This is a genomic window from Duganella aquatilis, assembly GCF_009674565.1.
Classification (GTDB): Bacteria; Pseudomonadota; Gammaproteobacteria; order Burkholderiales; family Burkholderiaceae_D; genus Rugamonas; species Rugamonas aquatilis.
This window is the reverse complement of sequence record NZ_WKJL01000007.1, coordinates 39,909-57,716: the sequence shown is the minus strand read 5'-3', so window position 1 is coordinate 57,716 and position 17,808 is coordinate 39,909. Positions and strand designations below refer to the sequence as shown.

The 17,808-nt window shown below is 63.0% G+C and carries 15 protein-coding genes and 3 tRNA genes; 14 read left to right on the top strand and 4 right to left on the bottom strand.

Going from position 1 to position 17,808, the window contains the following annotated elements; all coding sequences use genetic code 11:
- Positions 1 to 67: 67 nt before the first annotated feature.
- Both GJ698_RS11965 and GJ698_RS11960 read right to left on the bottom strand, forming a co-directional pair.
- Positions 68 to 2,263: a hybrid sensor histidine kinase/response regulator gene (locus GJ698_RS11965; protein WP_154357855.1), complete on the bottom strand. Its 2,196-nt coding sequence runs from the start codon at positions 2,261 to 2,263 to the stop codon at positions 68 to 70.
- 67 nt (positions 2,264 to 2,330) lie between these two features.
- Positions 2,331 to 3,152, bottom strand: coding sequence for a response regulator (locus tag GJ698_RS11960; RefSeq protein ID WP_154357854.1), 822 nt, complete (start codon positions 3,150 to 3,152; stop codon positions 2,331 to 2,333).
- A 229-nt stretch (positions 3,153 to 3,381) separates the two neighbouring features.
- On the opposite strand from GJ698_RS11960, the gene GJ698_RS11955 reads away from it, so the two are divergent.
- From GJ698_RS11955 to GJ698_RS11915, 9 genes are all read left to right on the top strand, one after another.
- Entirely contained in the window at positions 3,382 to 3,609 is a 228-nt protein-coding gene (locus tag GJ698_RS11955; protein WP_154357853.1) for a hypothetical protein, read from the top strand.
- A gap of 206 nt (positions 3,610 to 3,815) precedes the next feature.
- Positions 3,816 to 3,892: transfer RNA gene (locus tag GJ698_RS11950), tRNA-Arg, on the top strand.
- A 72-nt stretch (positions 3,893 to 3,964) separates the two neighbouring features.
- Positions 3,965 to 4,041: transfer RNA gene (locus tag GJ698_RS11945), tRNA-Arg, on the top strand.
- Between the two features lie 157 nt (positions 4,042 to 4,198).
- Positions 4,199 to 4,275, top strand: a tRNA-Arg gene (locus GJ698_RS11940).
- A 149-nt stretch (positions 4,276 to 4,424) separates the two neighbouring features.
- The gene (locus GJ698_RS11935; RefSeq protein ID WP_154357852.1) at positions 4,425 to 4,970 is read left to right on the top strand and encodes an FxDxF family PEP-CTERM protein; all 546 of its coding nucleotides are present in this window, start codon (positions 4,425 to 4,427) and stop codon (positions 4,968 to 4,970) included.
- 109 nt (positions 4,971 to 5,079) lie between these two features.
- Positions 5,080 to 5,532 (top strand): hypothetical protein, encoded by a 453-nt coding sequence (locus tag GJ698_RS11930; protein ID WP_154357851.1) that lies wholly within the window; start codon positions 5,080 to 5,082, stop codon positions 5,530 to 5,532.
- A gap of 64 nt (positions 5,533 to 5,596) precedes the next feature.
- Positions 5,597 to 6,742, top strand: coding sequence for an alpha-hydroxy acid oxidase (locus GJ698_RS11925; protein ID WP_154357850.1), 1,146 nt, complete (start codon positions 5,597 to 5,599; stop codon positions 6,740 to 6,742).
- Positions 6,743 to 6,858: 116 nt separating this feature from the next.
- A complete protein-coding gene (locus GJ698_RS11920; protein ID WP_154357849.1) occupies positions 6,859 to 8,232 on the top strand; it encodes an NAD-dependent succinate-semialdehyde dehydrogenase in 1,374 nt (457 codons plus the stop codon).
- 10 nt (positions 8,233 to 8,242) lie between these two features.
- Positions 8,243 to 8,563, top strand: a complete 321-nt coding sequence (locus GJ698_RS11915) for a DMT family transporter (protein WP_154357848.1) — start codon at positions 8,243 to 8,245, stop codon at positions 8,561 to 8,563.
- A gap of 3 nt (positions 8,564 to 8,566) precedes the next feature.
- Here the strand turns inward: GJ698_RS11915 and GJ698_RS11910 are convergent, their stop codons facing one another.
- Both GJ698_RS11910 and GJ698_RS11905 read right to left on the bottom strand, forming a co-directional pair.
- Positions 8,567 to 9,538 (bottom strand): D-2-hydroxyacid dehydrogenase, encoded by a 972-nt coding sequence (locus tag GJ698_RS11910; protein ID WP_154357847.1) that lies wholly within the window; start codon positions 9,536 to 9,538, stop codon positions 8,567 to 8,569.
- The gene (locus GJ698_RS11905; RefSeq protein WP_154357846.1) at positions 9,535 to 10,485 is read right to left on the bottom strand and encodes a LysR family transcriptional regulator; all 951 of its coding nucleotides are present in this window, start codon (positions 10,483 to 10,485) and stop codon (positions 9,535 to 9,537) included. Before GJ698_RS11905 ends, GJ698_RS11910 begins: the two co-directional genes overlap by 4 nt.
- A gap of 124 nt (positions 10,486 to 10,609) precedes the next feature.
- Here GJ698_RS11905 and GJ698_RS11900 point away from each other — a divergent pair, with 124 nt between their 5' ends.
- From GJ698_RS11900 to GJ698_RS11880, 5 genes are all read left to right on the top strand, one after another.
- A complete protein-coding gene (locus GJ698_RS11900; RefSeq protein WP_154357845.1) occupies positions 10,610 to 10,819 on the top strand; it encodes a hypothetical protein in 210 nt (69 codons plus the stop codon).
- Complete coding sequence (locus GJ698_RS11895) at positions 10,816 to 11,679, top strand: alpha/beta hydrolase (protein WP_154357844.1); 864 nt, start codon at positions 10,816 to 10,818, stop codon at positions 11,677 to 11,679. Before GJ698_RS11900 ends, GJ698_RS11895 begins: the two co-directional genes overlap by 4 nt.
- Before the next feature lie 144 nt (positions 11,680 to 11,823).
- A complete protein-coding gene (locus GJ698_RS11890; protein ID WP_154357843.1) occupies positions 11,824 to 13,050 on the top strand; it encodes an efflux RND transporter periplasmic adaptor subunit in 1,227 nt (408 codons plus the stop codon).
- Between the two features lie 6 nt (positions 13,051 to 13,056).
- On the top strand, positions 13,057 to 16,245 hold the full coding sequence (locus tag GJ698_RS11885; protein ID WP_154357842.1) for an efflux RND transporter permease subunit: 3,189 nt from the start codon (positions 13,057 to 13,059) through the stop codon (positions 16,243 to 16,245).
- A gap of 1 nt (position 16,246) precedes the next feature.
- Positions 16,247 to 17,752: an efflux transporter outer membrane subunit gene (locus GJ698_RS11880; protein ID WP_154357841.1), complete on the top strand. Its 1,506-nt coding sequence runs from the start codon at positions 16,247 to 16,249 to the stop codon at positions 17,750 to 17,752.
- Positions 17,753 to 17,808: the final 56 nt, after the last annotated feature.

The window sequence follows — 17,808 nt, the reverse complement described above, 5'->3', positions numbered from 1 at the left end:
TGAAGTAGGAGTGAGAAAATTGCCACATGGCAATTAATTCACAGCTGTGAACAGGCTGATATCGTTCTCAGGCGTGGCGGTGGGCGGCTCCCATGGCCGCCACTTTGGCGATCAGTTCGTTCGGCTCGACGGGCTTGGCGATGTGCGCCAGGAAACCGCTGGAAAGCGCTTTAATCCGGTCTTCCGAGCGGGCAAAGGCGGTCAGCGCGATGGCCGGCAGGTTGCCGCCGCGCGCCGGCCCGAGCGCGCGGATGCGGTCCAGCAGGCCATAGCCGTCGACCTCCGGCATGCCCAGATCGCTGACCATCAGGTCGGGGCGTTCGTGTTGCAATAAATTCAAGGCTTCGGTGGCGGTGGCGGCGGTCAGTACGTCGGCGTTGCAGTCGTTGAGAATGCGCTTGATCAGTTCGCGCGCATCGTCCTCGTCGTCCACCACCAGCACTTGCAGGCCGGATAAATCATGCGCCGCAGCATGCACCGGTTCCGGTGCGGCGATCGCGTCGGCCGGCAGCAGATTGTCGAGCCGGGGCAGGCGCAGCGTGAAGCAGGCGCCGCGGCCTTCGCCTTCGCTCTCGACGCCGATGGTGCCGCCATGCTGCTCGACCAGGTGCTTGACGATGGCCAGGCCCAGCCCCAGGCCGCCATGCTCGCGGGTGGTGGTGGCGTCGGCCTGGCGGAAGCGTTCGAACACGTGGTGGACGAAGCTGGGGGCGATGCCGATGCCGCTGTCGCGCACGCTGATCAGGATATGCTCGCCGTCGCGCCGCACGCCGACCTGGACCACGCCGCCGCGCGGCGTGAACTTCAGCGCGTTGCTCAGCAGGTTCCACAGGATCTGCTGCAGGCGGTTGGCGTCGCCCGCCACCATGCCGGGCACGGCGGCGAAATCCTTGTCGATGCGGATCTGCTTGGCCTCGGCGGCGGCGCGCACCGATTCGATGGCGGCGGCGGCGACCACGGCCGGCGCCAGCGGCTGCATCTCCAGCCGCACGCGGCCGGAGGCGATGCTGCTCATGTCGAGCAGGTCCTCGATCAGCTGCGCCTGGGCGCGGGCGTTGCGTTCGATGGTCTGCAGGCCGCGGTGCAGGTCGGCCTGGTCGCGGCTGCCGCGCCGCAGGACTTGCGCCCAGCCGAGGATGGCGGTCAGCGGCGTGCGCAGTTCGTGCGACAGCGTGGCCAGGAATTCATCCTTGAGCTGGCTGGTGCGTTCGGCCTCGGCGCGCGCCTGGCGTTCCGAGTCGAGCAGGATCTTGCGTTCCTCGGCGGCGCGCTGCGACGCTTCGTACAGCCGGGCGTTGTCGATGGCGACGGCGGCCTGGGCGGCGATGCCGCCGATGATGCGCTCGGTGCGCTCGTTGAAGATGCCCGGTTCCGGGTGGCCGAACATCAGGCAGCCGATCACCGCGCCGGTGCGCAGCGCCACCGGCACCGCCAGGTAGCTGCGCACCGCCGGATGGCCGGACGGCACGCCGGCGTGCGGCGCGTTGCGGCCGTAGCGCGGGTCTTGCAGCACATCGTCGCAGCGCACCGTGCCTTCGCCGCGCATGCCGGGGCCGAACAGGGCGGTGGCGCGCGGCTGGCCGAACCGGGAGAAGGCGTCCGGCGCGCCGGACGACAGCGTGTGCAGCACCAGCGCCTCGCCGGCGCTGTTGGTGGTGTGATAGAAGAGGGCGCCAAAGCGGGCGCCGCTGATGCTGGTGGCGGCGTCGGTCACTTCCTGCAGCAGCAGGCCCAGGTCGCGCTGCGAGGCCAGCGCGGCGCCGGTGCGGTTGAGCAGTTCCAGCACGGCGGTTTCGTCGCGCAGCGCTTCCTGCGCGCGCTTGACCTGGTCGACGTCGGTGCTGGTGCCGAACCAGCGCAGCAGGCTGCCGTCGCCGCTGCGCACCGGATTGGCGCGGGTGAGGAACCAGCGGAATTCGCCGTTGGCGCTGCGGATCGGCACTTCCAGTTCGAATACTTCGCCGCTGCGGCGCGACTGTTCCCAGTGGGCCGCCATGGCATCCAGGCAGTCGGGCGCGTAGACGCGGCGCCAGCCGTCACCCGCCATCTGCTCGGGTGTGGTGCCGGTGTAGTCGTACCAGCGTTGGTTGTACCAGACCATGGTGCCGTCCTGCTCGGCGATCCAGGCCAGCTGCGGCATGGAGTTCGCCAGCGCGCGCAATTCCAGCTGGCTCTGGTGCAAGGATTCCCTCGCGCGGAGCAGTTCTTCATGCGCATCCGATGCCGGGGGCGGCACGGCGGTGGGAGTGTTCGGAACTATCATGGTCCCATTTTATCGCCAACCCCTGCACCGGCTCCGCACGTTTGACAGGCGCGAGGCGCCGCCGGAATCAGCGTTTGTGCAGCCTGGCGCCGATCTGTTCGAGCACCGCCTGCAATTGCTCGATATCATAAGGTTTTTGCAAGGACTGGGAGGGGAATTCCAGGTGGCGCGTCAGTTCCTCGCCGTAGCCGGAGGCGAACAGCAGCGCCAGGTCCGGCTTCTGCCGCACGGCCTGGCGCGCCAGGTCGACGCCGGACATGCCGGGCAGGCTGACGTCGGTGAATAGCACATCGAAGCGGTGCTGCTCTAGCTGCGGCAGTGCTTCCTCGCCGCTGGCCACGGCTTCCACCTCGTGGCCCAGCGCGCGCAGGGTTTCGCAGACCAGGTAGCGGGCATCGCTGTTGTCTTCCACCACCAGCAGGCGCAGCGGGGTGTCGCTGTCGGCCGTGGCGGTGCTGCGGCCGGCCGCGAGGGTGCACAGGATGCCGGCCACGCCGCCGCCGTCGCCCGGCACCGGCGTGTAGTACAGGTCCAGCGGCTGCGGTTCCATGTGGCCGTCGCGCCACACCGGCAGTTCGCAGCCGCGATAGCTGACGCTGCGGCCTTCGCGCGCCGGCGCCAGCGCGGCGCTGTTCCAGCTCCACGCCGCCGGCTGCATCGACGGCACCTTGCCGCCCGGCGCGCGCAGGCTCGGCAGGCCGATCAGGGTGGCATACGCGTCGTTATAGACCATAATCTGCTGCGGGCCCCACATCAGCAGCATGGCTTGCGGCGAGTTGAGCAGGATGTCGATGGTCAGCCGGAGGCTGGGATGCCAGTCTGCGGCGGGGCCGAGGGCGGTTTGCGACCAGTCGGGTGCGGGCGGCAGGGCGGCGGGAGGGTGATTCATGCGGTGCGGACGCTCTCTGTTATCTGTCTTGTATCGGTCTTATGAAAAGGCAAAGCTGAGTGCATCGTACACGGTTAAAAAAAAGCCCGCTACAGGAGCGGGCTAAATCTATTTCCTTGGAGGAGAATAGAGGAGACAGGTCAATGATGCTGCAATGCGCAAATGAATGCAAATTTAGATTCGTAATGTGTGCGATAACTGGCATGAATGAAGCAAGGGGAGAACGGTCATGGCGAATGTCATCAAGCACCGCAAGGTGAAGATTGTTGTGCTGGAGCAGGACGAGGAAGTGGGCGGGCATTGCCGCGAGGGCGATATCGCGATTTTGTCGGACAGCGAGGGCTGGTGGATCAAGTTTGTCGGCGCCGATGGCCAGGTGGACTGTTATGGCCAGCCCTATCCGTCCTACAACGAGGCGCTGTGGTCGGCCAAGGCGGCGGCCGAGTTCGGTACCTGAGTTTCTCTCTAGTTACAGAGTGCTGGACAAGCTGCGGGAGTATACCTATAATGCTGCTTCTTTCGAACGGCACGCTGTTTGAAAGAGATGCAGCAGAGCAGTTTTGTAAGGCAGTTGGTTCGGTATTTCGTATTCCAAGCCAACTAAACGATAGAAAATATCGTACTTTGCAAAACAAAATTAATGCTTTATAATGCTTGCACAGTGCGGCTGTAGCTCAGCTGGATAGAGTACTTGGCTACGAACCAAGGGGTCGTGGGTTCGATTCCTGCCAGCCGCACCATCAGTTTTACCTGAAGAGTTGGAAGATTCTTCTGTTTTCAAACAAGAAAGTGCTGTTATAATCTTGTTTTACGCGGCTGTAGCTCAGCTGGATAGAGTACTTGGCTACGAACCAAGGGGTCGTGGGTTCGATTCCTGCCAGCCGCACCAAAATTCGTAAGTGGAAGGGCCTGAAGAGTGATCTTCGGGCCCTTTTGCTTTATGCACGTGCAGCGGGACTGCCCGCGCGCATCTGTCATGCAGGGCTGGGGAAACTTCAAGTTAGGCCTTTTGGAATTGGAATTGCTCTGCTATAATGTTGTCTTTCGCGGCTGTAGCTCAGCTGGATAGAGTACTTGGCTACGAACCAAGGGGTCGTGGGTTCGATTCCTGCCAGCCGCACCAGAATATATGTAGTAAATTGAGGACTTGGAAGTCGCGAACTTCCAAGTCCTTTTTCTTTGTGTCACCACGTTGTGGAGTGTTTTTTGCATCGAAAAATTTAATAATGCTGATATATTCAACATTGTTAAGTTTTTTTTGGGGGATTGCAAATGCTAAAACGATTAGCTGGCTTTGTGCTTTCCGCCTTCTTATTCTGCGCAAACGCCGCCCAAGCGGCGGACTACAGGTTGGACTTTACGGCGACTAATTTTTCTGGCTTTGGTCCGAGTCCTTTGAGTGCCATTTCGGGATCGTTTCTCTATTCAGCCCCCAATGCTGCCAGCGTGTGGACGTCACTGAATGGAGTCGATTTGACGATCGCCGACTATCGCTACAGCGTGGCTGATGTTGGTTTCTCGCATGGGACTGGAATTAACGTTATCGGCGGAACTTTACACTCCGTCAATACCGTATATTCCGGGACCAACGACTTTTATCTTGCCTTGGCTGGAGAGACGATATTTTTCGTCTATGGACTCTCGTCGGTGCCATCCGATGCCTGGACCTCCTACACCGTTCAGACGGTTATAACGGAAGTAACCGCCGTACCTGAGCCGGGGACCTATGCAATGCTGCTTGCGGGACTTGGTCTGATGCGTGTGGTAGGGCGCCGCCGTCGCAATGCCAGCCGCACCAGAATATATGTTGTAAGTTAAGGACTTGGAAGTCGCAAACTTCCAAGTCCTTTTTCTTTGGGCCTTGCGCTTGCTCATGCGCTGTCTCAGCTACGCACGGTAGGCTGACTCCCTTGACCGGGAGGCCGTCATGGCGAATGATAAAAGCATGGAGCTACGCGTCGCACTGCAGGAGCATCAGATGGAAATGCTGATGGATATCGTTCGGGATATCCAGGCCAACTACGTCACCAAAGCCGAGTTGAAAGAAAGCGTGGCTGAGCTGAAGTCCTATGTCGAGCAGCGCTTTGCAAGCAAAGACGACCTCACACGCTTCGCTACCAAAGAAGACCTCGCGCGCTTCGCCACGAAAGAAGACCTCACACGCTTCGCTACCAAGGAAGACCTCGCACGCTTCGCCACCAAAGAAGACCTCTCGCGTTTCGCCACCAAGGAAGATCTCTCGCACTTCGCGACCAAAGAGGATCTGGAACGGACGCAGCAGAGTACCCGCAACTGGATGATCACCGTGGTGCTCTCCGTTACCGCGCTGCAATTCGCGATACAGTACGCGATGTTTCAGCTCTATATCCAGATCCACTAAATGCACTTGGCTTTTAGAAAAAAATGGCCGATGATCTGTCGGACATACTAAAAAGGGAGACTGGATGGGCATCATCACCACCATTGAAGACCTGCGCGTGCTGGCCAAAAAACGCGTGCCCCGCATGTTTTACGATTATGCCGATGCCGGTTCCTGGACCGAATCAACCTACCGCGCCAACAACGAAGATTTCGCCAAGATCAAATTCCGCCAGCGCGTAGCGGTCAACCTGGAAAACCGCACGCTGGCCAGCACCATGATCGGCCAGAATGTCGCGATGCCGGTGGCGCTGGCGCCGACCGGCCTGACCGGCATGCAGCACGCCGACGGCGAGATCCTGGCCGCCAAGGCGGCGGAAAAATTCGGCGTCCCGTTCACCCTGTCGACCATGAGTATCTGCTCGATCGAGGACATCGCCGCCCACACCAGCGCGCCATTCTGGTTCCAGCTGTATGTGATGAAGGACCGCGATTTCATCAACCGCCTGATCGACCGCGCCAAGGCCGCGCGCTGTTCGGCGCTGGTGCTGACGCTGGACCTGCAGGTGCTGGGCCAGCGCCACAAGGATCTGCGCAACGGCCTGTCGGCGCCGCCCAAGCTGACCCTCCCGAACATCATCAACCTGGCCACCAAGCCGCGCTGGTGCCTGGGCATGCTGGGCACGCCGCGCCGCACCTTCGGCAACATCGTCGGCCACGCGACCTCGGTGTCGGACATGTCTTCGCTGTCGTCGTGGACCAGCCAGCAGTTCGACCTCAGCCTGTCGTGGAAGGACGTCGAGTGGATCAAGCAGCGCTGGGGCGGCAAGCTGATCATCAAAGGCATCATGGATGCGGAAGACGCGCGCCTGTGTGTGGAAAGCGGCGCCGATGCGCTGATCGTCTCCAACCACGGCGGCCGCCAATTGGATGGCGCCGAATCGTCCATCGGCGCGCTGCCGCGCATTGCCGAGGCGGTCGGCAAGCAGATCGAAGTGCACATGGACGGCGGCATCCGCTCGGGCCAGGACGTGATCAAGGCGCTGGCGCTGGGCGCCAAGGGCGTCTACATCGGCCGGCCGTTCCTCTACGGCCTGGGGGCGATGGGCGAGCAGGGCGTCAGCAAATGCCTGGACATCATCCGCAACGAACTGGATCTGACCATGGCGTTCTGCGGCCTGCGCGATGTGCGCCAGGTCGACCGCAACATCCTGCTGCCGGGGAGTTTCTGACGCCGAACCCGCTAGCCTTCCTGAAAATGGAATTCTGAAGTCAATTCTTTTCCATTTATTGTGATGCCGGATTTTTCTACACTGGGGCCATACCAACCTCACTCAGGAGAAACATCATGGCATACCAAAGCATCAATCCAGCCACCGGCGCACTGGTCAAGACTTTCGACAACCACACCGACGCACAGGTCCAGGCCGCGCTGACGGTGGCGCATGCGGTCTACAAATCGGACTGGTCCAAGGGCGACATCCAGCCGCGCCTGGCCGTGCTGGACAAGCTGGCGGACCTGATCGAGGCGCGTTCCGAGCAGCTGGCCGTCACGCTGGTGCAGGAAATGGGCAAGCGCATCTCGGAAGCGCGTTTCGAAGTGCAGATGTCGGCCGACATCGCCCGCTACTATGCTCGCAATGCCGCCGGCTTCCTGGCCGGCCGCAAGCTGGAAACCGCGCACGGCGACGCCTGGACCGAATACCACCCGATCGGCGTGGTGGTGGCCGTGGAGCCATGGAACTTCCCGCTGTACCAGCTGATCCGCGTGGCCGGCCCGAATATCGCCGTCGGCAATCCGGTGCTGGCCAAGCACGCCAGCAATGTGCCGCAAGCCGCCGCCGCCTTCGAGCAGCTGGTGCGCGACGCCGGCGCGCCGGTGGGCGTGTGGACCAATCTGTATGCATCCGGCGAGCAGGTCGCCGCCCTGATCGCCGATGACCGCGTGCAGGGCGTGGCGCTGACCGGCTCGGAAAAAGCCGGCAGCATCGTCGCCGCCCAGGCCGGCAAATACCTGAAGAAATCGGTGCTGGAACTGGGCGGCGCCGACGTCTTCATGGTGCTGGACGACGCCGACGTCGACAAGGCCGCCGAAGTGGGCGCGGCGGCGCGGCTGTATGTGGCGGGCCAGGCCTGCAACGCCGCCAAGCGCTTCCTGGTACACGAAAAGGTCGCAGACCGCTTCCTGGAAAAATTCACCGCCATTTTTGCCGGCATCAAGGTCGGCGATCCGATGGATGAAAGCGCCGACATGGGGCCGCTGTGCTCGCTGGCCGCCCGTGCCGACATTGCGCAGCAGGTCGACAATGCAGTCCAGGCCGGCGCCACGCTGCACTACGGCGGCAAGGCCTTGCCTGGCGCTGGCGCCTACTACAGCCCGACCATCCTGACCAATGTCACGCGCGACAATCCGGCGTACTTCTCCGAGTTCTTCGGCCCGGTGGCCCAGGTCTACGTGGTGCGCAGCGACGACGAGGCGGTGGAATTGGCCAATGATTCGATGTTCGGCCTGTCCGGCGTGGTGTTCTCGGCCGATATCGAGCGCGCGCGCAAGCTGGCGTCGCGCATCGAAACCGGCTCGGTGTGGATCAACACACGCTCGTCGACCTCGCCCGAGCTGCCGTTCGGCGGCGTCAAGCGCTCCGGTTACGGCCGCGAGCTGGCCGAGGACGGTCTGAAGGAACTGGTCAACCAGAAAATGGTTGTGGTCGCCCGTAACTAAGGAGAACGACATGAACAAATGGTTGCTACTGGCAATTGCCATCGGCTCGGAAACGATGGCCACCACCGCGCTCAAGCACAGCGAAGGCTTCACCCGGCTGTTGCCATCGATCGTGGTGGTGGCCGGCTACACGGCGGCGTTCTACTGCCTGTCGCTGACCTTGCGCCAGGTGCCGGTCGGTATCGCCTACGCGATCTGGTCCGGTGTCGGCACCACGCTGATCACCCTGATCGGCTGGTTCTTCCTGGGGCAGCGTCTGGACATCCCGTCGCTGATCGGAATCGGCCTGATCATCGCCGGGGTAGTGACCATGAACGTGTTCTCCAGCTAGCCGTCAGGCCACCACGTTGCGCGGCGTGCCGGCGGCCCAGGCCTCGATATTGCCGATCAACTGGTCGACCAGCGTCTGCATGGCCTGGGTGCTGGCCCAGGCCGAATGCGGCGTCAGGATGAAGTTCGGCAGGCGCAGGTTGAGCAGTACGTTGTCGGCCGGCGGCGGTTCCGTCACCAGCACGTCGAAGCCGGCGCCGGCGATCAGGCCGCTGCGCAGGGCGTCGGCCAGCGCTTCCTCATCCACCAGGCCGCCGCGCGCGGTGTTGATCAGCAGGGCGCTGCGCTTCATGCGGATCAGTTCCTTGGCGCTGATCATATTGCGGGTGGCGTCGGTCAGCGGCAGGTGCAGGCTGATCACGTCGGAGGTTTCCAGCACTTCGTCGAAGCCCGCTTCGCGCACGCCGTCTGCCGCCGCATCGGGCAGCGGCGAGCGGTTGTGGACGATGACTTCCATGCCGAACGCGCGGGCGATCTGCGCGGTCGCCTTGCCCAGCGCGCCGTAGCCGAACAGGCCAAGGCGGCTGCCGGCCAGGTCGGCGATCGGATGGCCGAACAGGCAGAAGCGCTCGGACTTCTGCCACAGGCCGGCCTCGATATCCTCGCGGTAGGCCACCAGCTGGCGGCGCAGCGCCAGGATCAGGGCAAAGGTATGCTCCGGCAGCGTATGCACCGCGTAGTTGCGGATGTTGGTGACGACGATGCCGCGTTCGCGCGCCGCCGCCAGGTCGACGATGTTGGTGCCGGTGGCGGCCACCGCGATCAGCTTCAGGTCCGGCAGCTGCGCCAGGTCGTCCGCCGACAGCGGCACCTTGTTGGTAATGGCGATGGTGGCGCGGGCCTCGCGCAGGCGCTGCACGGCGTCGCCGGCGCCGGTGGCCGGATACTCGGTCCACTCGTGCTGGAACGCCGGCTTGCGGACATTGGCGATCACGCTGTCGCGGTCGAGGAAGACGATGCGGTGGGATTCAGTCATAAGGCAACCTCAAAAGAAGGGGCACGCGCGGTCATTTTCGGCAAGCGCATACCGGGATGGTTGGAAAACAGTTCGGCGACCCATTCGACAAACACGCGCACCTTGGCCGACAGGTGGCGGTTCTGCGGGTACACCACGTGGATCGGCAGCGGATCGCTGACCCAGTCGTTGAGTATGATCTCGAAGCGGCCGTCCCTGAGCAGCGGTTCCATCATGAAGCTGGCCATCTGCACGATGCCCAGGCCCGCCATGCCGGCCGCGATATAGGCGTTGCTGTCGTTCAGGGCGATATGGCCGGGCAGCGCAACCTGTACCCGTTCGCCGTCGCGGGTAAAGTCCCAGTCGAAGATTTTACCGGTACGGGCGGAAAAATAGTTGACGCAACGGTGACGCAGCAAATCGTTGGGGTGCGCCGGACGGCCGTAGCGCTCCAGGTAGGCCGGCGAGGCGCCGGTGGTGAATTGCAGGATGCCGACCCGGCGCGCGATCAGGCTGGAATCGCCCAGCGCGCCGCCGCGCACCGCGCAGTCGACGCCTTCCTCGACCAGGTCCACCGGGCGGTCGCTGCAGCCCAGTTCCAGCTGGATGTCCGGATACAGCTCGAAAAACTGCGGCAGGGCCGGCACGATGACATCGCTGGCCAGGCCGGTCGGGGCGTCGACCCGCAGCCGTCCGCTGGGGCTGAGCCGGGTGCGCGACAGCGATTCCTCGGCCTCGCGCACGTCGGACAGGATGCGCAGGCAGCGCTCGTAATAAGCGGCGCCGTCGGCGGTGACGCTGACGTGGCGGGTGGTCCGGTGCAGCAGCTTGACCGCCAGCGAGGTTTCCAGCGCCTGGATCAAGGTGGAGACGGTGGCCTTGGGCAGTTTCATGTTTTCCGCCGCACGCGTGAAGCCGCCGGCGTCCACCACCTGCACAAATACTTCCATCGCTTGAAGTTTATTCATCTTTGGTCCTTATTGTTCAAGATCCTGAACAATCAATTCGACTTTGCCTTATTTATCGGATTGTAGAACAAGTTTAAGATTGCTGTACTGCACAAAGTAAAAGACGAAGAAAGGAGGACTTATCATGAAATATCGGGATGCAATTTTCGCAACGATAGCACTGACGCTGACGTCGGTTGCACTGGCAGGCGTGGTATATACCGACGCCTATTCACATACGGCCAAATCGGAGGTTCGCGGCGTACGCGCCTTGACGCTGGTCGCCAGCGGCGATAAGCCGTGCGATCCCGCCAGCATGTTGTCCTCCAACGAATTGGGAACGGTGCAACAATGAACAATCCCGTAGAGGCTTTGCCGACCTTGTCGGACCAACTGAAAATCCGCAGCCTGGAAGTGAAGGGCGCGGAAGGTCCGCTGGCGGCGCGCCTCTATACCAGCGGCGATGCCGGCGCCAAGCGCGACATGCTGCTGGTCTTCTTCCATGCCGGCGGTTTCGTCGGCGGCGACCTGGAAGATGCGGACATGTTCCTCCGCCATTTGGCAGACGACAGCCAGCACGTCGCGGTGCTAGCCTCTGCTTATACACTGGCGACCGAAAAACCGTTCCCGGCCGCGGTGGAAGATGCACACGCGGTACTGCTGTGGGCCAAGAAGAACAAGGCCAAGCTGGGTTGGAGCGGCAAGCAGCTGCTGGTGGCCGGCATTGAAGCCGGCGCCAACCTGGCGGCCGTCTGCGCGCTGATGGCGCGCGACCGCGGCGGTCCGCTGCTGGCCGGCCAGATTCTGGTGATGCCGATGCTGGACCCGGGCCTGACCACCTGCTCGATGCGCGAGCTGCAAGCGCCGGAGCTGCTGGACGTGGCCGACGCCTGCGCCAAGGCCTACCGCGGCTATCTGCCGAACGCCGCCGACCGCACGCACCCCTACGCATCGCCGCTGCAGTCGAGCCGTTTGAAAAACCTGCCGCCGGCACTCATCCTGTCGACCGAAGACGATCCGCTGCGCGACGAAGCGGAACAATACGGCGCCAAGCTGATTTCCTGCGGTGTCAAAACCACGGTCCGGCGCATGCAGCCGGCGCCCCTGAACGATGTGGGGGCACGCAACGAATGTGCTTGCCGATGTCAGGCGCTTGGAGAAATCGCCAGCTTCATTGCTGGCCTGGAGCGGTCCGAGACGCCGCCGGCCGCATAGGATTTCCCACCCCTTAAGCAGTATGTAGAGTCACGTCCCCATTGGCTTGCCAGCGGGGCGTTAGTACCGTGTTTTCTCGATTTTCGTTGAGACCGCCCGGTGCCGCCTTTTCCATTAATTATTTTCATACAAAAAGGAATTAACATGAAAACCATTAAATCAATGTCTGCCGTGGCGCGACCGCTGGTCGCCGCCATGGCACTGGCGGGCCTGGCCGCAATTTCACTGTCCGGCTGTGGCGAGGCCACCGGCAAGGCAGCGGAAGCACCTGCAGGCGCGGGCGGTCCACCGGTCTCGGCAGCTGCCGTGGTCGAGAAAAGCATTATTGAAACCCAGGAGTTCTCGGGCCGCCTGGAAGCCATCGAACAAGTGCAGATCCGTCCGCGCGTCGGCGGCTTCATCACCGCGATCAACTTCAAGCCGGGTTCGCAGGTCAAGAAGGGCGACGTGCTGTTCGTGATCGATCCGCGTCCGTTCCAGGCCGAAGCCAACCGCGCCGAAGCGGCCGCCAACTCGGCCCGCGCCAAGGTGGAACTGGCCAAGGTGGAACTGGCCCGCGCCGAGAAACTGCTGGCCGACAAAGCCATCGCCCAGCGCGAATACGACACCTCGGCATCGAGCTTCAAGCAGCTGGACGCCGATGCCCACGCGGCCCAGGCCCAGTACGAAGCGGCCAAGCTGAACCTGAGCTACACCCAGGTGACGTCGCCGATCAACGGCCGCGTGTCGAAAGCGGAAATCACGCTGGGCAACCTGGTCGACGCCTCGGCCGTGCTGACCTCGGTGGTGTCGCTGGACCAGATCTACGCCTCCTTCGACGGTGACGAAGACACCTATCTGCGCGTCGGCGCCGCCGCCCACCAGGGCAAGCCTGCCACCGTGAAGATCGGCCTGGCCAACGAAACCGGCTTCCCGCACGAAGGCAAGCTGGAATTCGTCGACAACCAGCTCGACCCGCGCAGCGGCTCGGTGCGCATGCGCGCCACCCTGGCCAACGCCGACGGCCTGCTGGTGCCCGGCCTGTTCGCCCGCGTGCAACTGGCCGGCAGCACCGGCGCCAAGTCGACGCTGCTGATCAACGACCGCGCCGTCAATACCGACCAGGACCGCAAGTTCGTGTTCGTGGTCGGCAAGGACAACAAGGCCGAATACCGTCCGGTCACGCTGGGCCAGCAAGTCGACGGCCTGCGCGTGGTGCGCGACGGCCTGAAGCCAGGCGAGAAGATCGTTGTCAACGGCCTGCAGCGCGTCAAGCCAGGCGCGCCGATCACGCCGAACATTGTGCCGATGGACGCCGATCCGCTGGCCACCAATGCGGCTAAAAAAGAAGAGAAAGTTGCAGTCGCCAAGACTGGCACCACCAAGGAATAATTAAAAATGAATATCTCCCGATTTTTTGTCGACAAGCCGATTTTCGCGGCGGTTCTGTCGATCATTATCTTCGTCGCCGGCTTGATATCGATCTTCAAGCTGCCGATCTCGGAGTACCCGGATGTGGTGCCGCCGTCGATCGTGGTGCGCGCGCAGTATCCGGGCGCGAATCCGAAGATCATTGCCGAAACCGTGGCCGCGCCGCTTGAGGAACAGATCAACGGCGTCGAGAACATGCTCTACATGTCCTCGCAAAACACCTCGGACGGCGCGCTGGCGCTGACCGTCACCTTCAAGATCGGCACCAACGTCGAGCAGGCCGAAACGCAAGTGCAGAACCGCGTCCAGCGCGCGCTGCCACGCCTGCCGGAAGAGGTGCGCCAGATCGGCGTGACGACCGTCAAGGCCTCGCCGAATCTGACCATGGTGGTCCACCTGCAATCGCCGAACGGCCGTTACGACGACCTGTATCTGCGTAACTACGCGGTGCTGAACGTCAAGGACCAACTGGCGCGCCTGCCCGGCATGGGCGAGGTGCAGCTGTTCGGTTCGGGCGACTACGCCATGCGCGTCTGGCTCGATCCGCAGAAAGTGGCACAGCGCGGCCTGACCGCCGGCGACGTTGTCGACGCCGTCCGCGAGCAGAACGTGCAGGTGGCCGCCGGTGTGATCGGCCAGGGCCCGGCCCAGGGCGCGGACTTCCAGCTGACCGTCAACACGCAAGGCCGTCTGCAAAGCCCGGAGGAATTCGGCAACATCATCCTGAAGACCAACGCCGACGGCGCGGTAACGCTGCTGAAGGACGTCGCTCGCCTGGAGATGGGGTCCAACTCCTACGCACTGCGCTCGCTGCTGAACAACAAGTCGGCGGTGGCGATCCCGATTTTCGAGGCGCCTAACGCCAATGCGCTGCAGCTGTCGGCCGACGTCCGCGCGACCATGGCCCGCCTGTCGAAAGATTTCCCGGAAGGCGTCACGTACAGCGTTGTATATGACCCGACCCAATTCGTGCGTCAGTCGATCGACGCCGTGATCCACACCCTGATCGAAGCGGTGATCCTGGTTGCCCTGGTGGTGATCATCTTCCTGCAAACCTGGCGCGCCTCGCTGATTCCGCTGCTGGCGGTGCCGGTGTCGGTGGTGGGTACGTTTGCCGTGATGCTGGGCTTCGGCTTCTCGATCAACACGCTGTCGCTGTTCGGCCTGGTGCTGGCCATCGGTATCGTGGTCGATGATGCGATCGTGGTGGTGGAAAACGTCGAACGTAACATCGAAAACGGCCTGACGCCGCATGACGCGACCATCCAGGCGATGAAAGAGGTGAGTGGTCCGATCATCGCGATTGCGCTGGTGCTGTGCGCCGTGTTCGTGCCGATCGCCTTCGTCTCCGGCCTGTCCGGTCAGTTCTACAAGCAGTTCGCGCTGACCATCGCCATTTCGACCGTGATCTCGGCATTCAGCTCGCTGACCCTGGCGCCGGCGCTGTCGGCCGTGCTGCTGAAACCGCACGATGCGCCGAAAGACGCGCTGACCCGCGGCATGGACAAAGTCTTCGGTGGCTTCTTCCGCTGGTTCAACCGCTTCTTCAACCGCGCTTCGCACGGCTATGAAGGCGGCGTGAAGAGCGCGCTGAAACGCAAGGGCGGTTCGCTGATCGTCTACGCGGTGCTGGCGGTGGCCGCAGGCTTCATGTTCAAGATCGTGCCGCCGGGCTTCGTGCCGCCGCAGGACAAGGGCTACCTGATCGGCTTCGCCCAGCTGCCTGACGCCGCCTCGCTGGACCGTACCGACGCCGTGATCCGCAAGATGTCGGAAATCGCCAAGGACATCCCTGGCGTCGACAACTCGATCTCGTTCCCTGGCCTGTCGATCAACGGCTTCACCAACGCGCCGAACGCCGGTATCGTGTTCCTGGGCCTGAAACCGTTCGAGGAACGTACCAAGTCCAACGAGACCGCCGAAGCGATCGCCGCTGAAATGAACAAGCGCATGGGTGCGATCGAAGGCGCCTTCGTGCTGGTGCTGTCGCCACCGCCAGTGAGCGGCCTGGGTACCACCGGCGGCTTCAAGCTGATGGTCGAAGACCGTGGCAACCTGGGTTACGACGAGCTGTATAAAGCGGTGCAGGCGGTGCAGATGAAAGCCTGGCAGAACCCGAAACTGGCCGGCGTGTTCTCCAGCTACCAGATCAACGTGCCGCAGCTGTTCGCCGACATCGACCGCCAGAAAGCCAAGCAACTGGGCGTGCCGCTGCAGACCATCTACCAGACCTTGCAGATCAACCTCGGTTCGCTGTACGTGAACGACTTCAACCAGTTCGGCCGCACCTACCAGGTCCGCGTCCAGGCTGACAAGCAGTTCCGTTCGCACGCTGAAGACATCGCGCAACTGAAGATCCGCAACAACAAGGGCGAAATGATTCCGCTGTCGTCGCTGATGCGCGTCAAGGACAGCTATGGCCCGGACCGCGTACAGCGCTACAACGCTTACGTTGCTGCAGAAATCAACGGCGGCGCCGCACCTGGCGTATCGACCGGCGAAGCGCAGGCTGAAATGACCAAGATCGTCAACGAAGTGCTGCCGAAGGGTATCGGCTACGAATGGACCGAGCTGGTTTACCAGGACATCCTGTCCGGTAACACCATGATTTACGTGTTCCCGCTGTGCGTGCTGCTGGTGTTCCTGGTGCTGGCTGCGCAATACGAAAGCTGGACCCTGCCGCTGGCGGTGATCCTGATCGTGCCGATGTCGATCTTCTGCGCGCTGGTTGGCGTGAAGCTGACCCACGGCGACAACAACGTGTTCACGCAGATTGCGCTGTTCGTTCTGGTGGGCCTGGCGTCGAAGAATGCGATTCTGATCGTGGAGTTTGCACGGGAGCTGGAACACCATGGCCGCAGCATCGTCGATGCCGCGCTGGAAGCCTGCCGCCTGCGTCTGCGTCCGATTCTGATGACGTCGATCGCATTCATAATGGGCGTGCTGCCGCTGGTGTTCTCGCACGGCGCAGGTGCGGAAATGCGTCATGCAATGGGTGTGGCGGTGTTTGCCGGCATGCTGGGCGTGACCTTCTTCGGCCTGTTCCTGACGCCGGTGTTCTATGTCCTGCTGCGCAAGCTGGCCGTCAGCCTGGAGAAGAAAAAACCTGCCGCAGATGGCGACGCCTCCGCGGTAAAACTGGAAGGGACTCACTAATATGAACAAGCTGCATATGATCGCTAAGGGCGTAGCGCCCATCCTGGCGGCCTTGCTGATGACCGCATGCGCAGCGCCGGAGTTCAAGCAACCTGCGATGGACGTGCCGACCGCGTTCAAGGAATCGCAGCTGCCTGTCGCGGCGGACCTGCCGACCAAGACGGCGGCCGACGGCAGCACCTGGAAACAGGCGCAAGCCGCCGAAGCGCAGCCGCGCGGCGAGTGGTGGCTGGCGTTCAACGATCCGGCCCTGAATGAGCTGATCAACGAAGCCACCCGCGCCAACGCCAACCTGGCGGTGGCCGCCGCCCGCGTCAAGCAGGCCCGCGCTATCGCCGGCATCGCCGAAGCGGACCGCATTCCGCAAGTCGGCGTCGGTGTCGGCGCCCAGCGCCTGCGCCAGTCGGACGTGGAACTGGGCCTGCCGGCCGGTACGCCGGTGGCGCCGGCCAAGGTGTTCAGCGCCAACCTGACCGCAAGCTACGAGGTCGACCTGTTCGGCCGCGTATCGTCCAACGTCGCCGCGGCGCGCGGCGATGCGGCATCGGTCGAAGCGACCTACCGTTCGGTGCTGCTGTCGGTGCAGGCCGACGTGGCGCAGACCTACTTCCGTCTGCGTTCCACCGACGCCGAGCTGGAAACGCTGAACCGCACGGTGCAGACCCGCGAAGAAAACGTCAAGGTCAATCAGCGTCGTTTCGACCTGGGCGACATCGGCGAATTCGATCTGTCGCGTGCCAAGACCGAGCTGGCGACGTCGAAGGCGGAAGCCATCGGCCTGCAACGTCAGCGCGTGACCACCGAGCATGCGCTGGCTGTCCTGCTGGGCAAGCCGGCGGCCAGCTACACGGCGGGCAACAGCCCACTGCTGGACACGGCGCTGCTGCCGGTGATTCCAGCCGGCCTGCCATCGTCGCTGCTGGAGCGCCGTCCCGACATCGCCGCCGCACAGCGCGCGATGGAAGCGGCCAACGCCCGCATCGGCGTGGCCCGTTCGGCGATGTTCCCGTCGCTGATGCTGAACGCTAATGCGGGCGGCATCTCGGGTAACACCGTGGCCGACGTGTTCAAGTGGAGCAGCCGTTCGTGGCTGCTGGGCGCGGCGCTGTCGATGCCGCTGATCGATGGTGGCCGCAACAAGTCCAACATCACCCGCAGCGAAGGTGCGCTGGAGGAGTCGGTCGGTACCTATCGCCAAAGCGTGCTGACGGCGTTTGCCGAGGTTGAAGACAACCTGGCGGGCCTGCGCATCCTGGCCGGCCAGACGGCCCAGATCGACGAAGCGGTGGTTTCCGCGCGTCGTTCGGCCGACCTGGCGCAGAAGCTGTACAGCGCCGGCCGTTCGAGCTACCTCGAACTGCTGGATGCACAGCGCAACCAGGCGACGGTGGAACGTACTGCGGTGCAGTTGCGCGGCAATCGCGCGGTCACCACGGTGGCGCTGATCCGCGCGCTGGGCGGCGGCTGGGATGCCGGTGCACCGGCGCAGACGGTGGCGCAGCAATAACGCCATTGAAGCAAAATAAAAGCGGACCGAAAGGTCCGCTTTTTTTACGCCTGAAG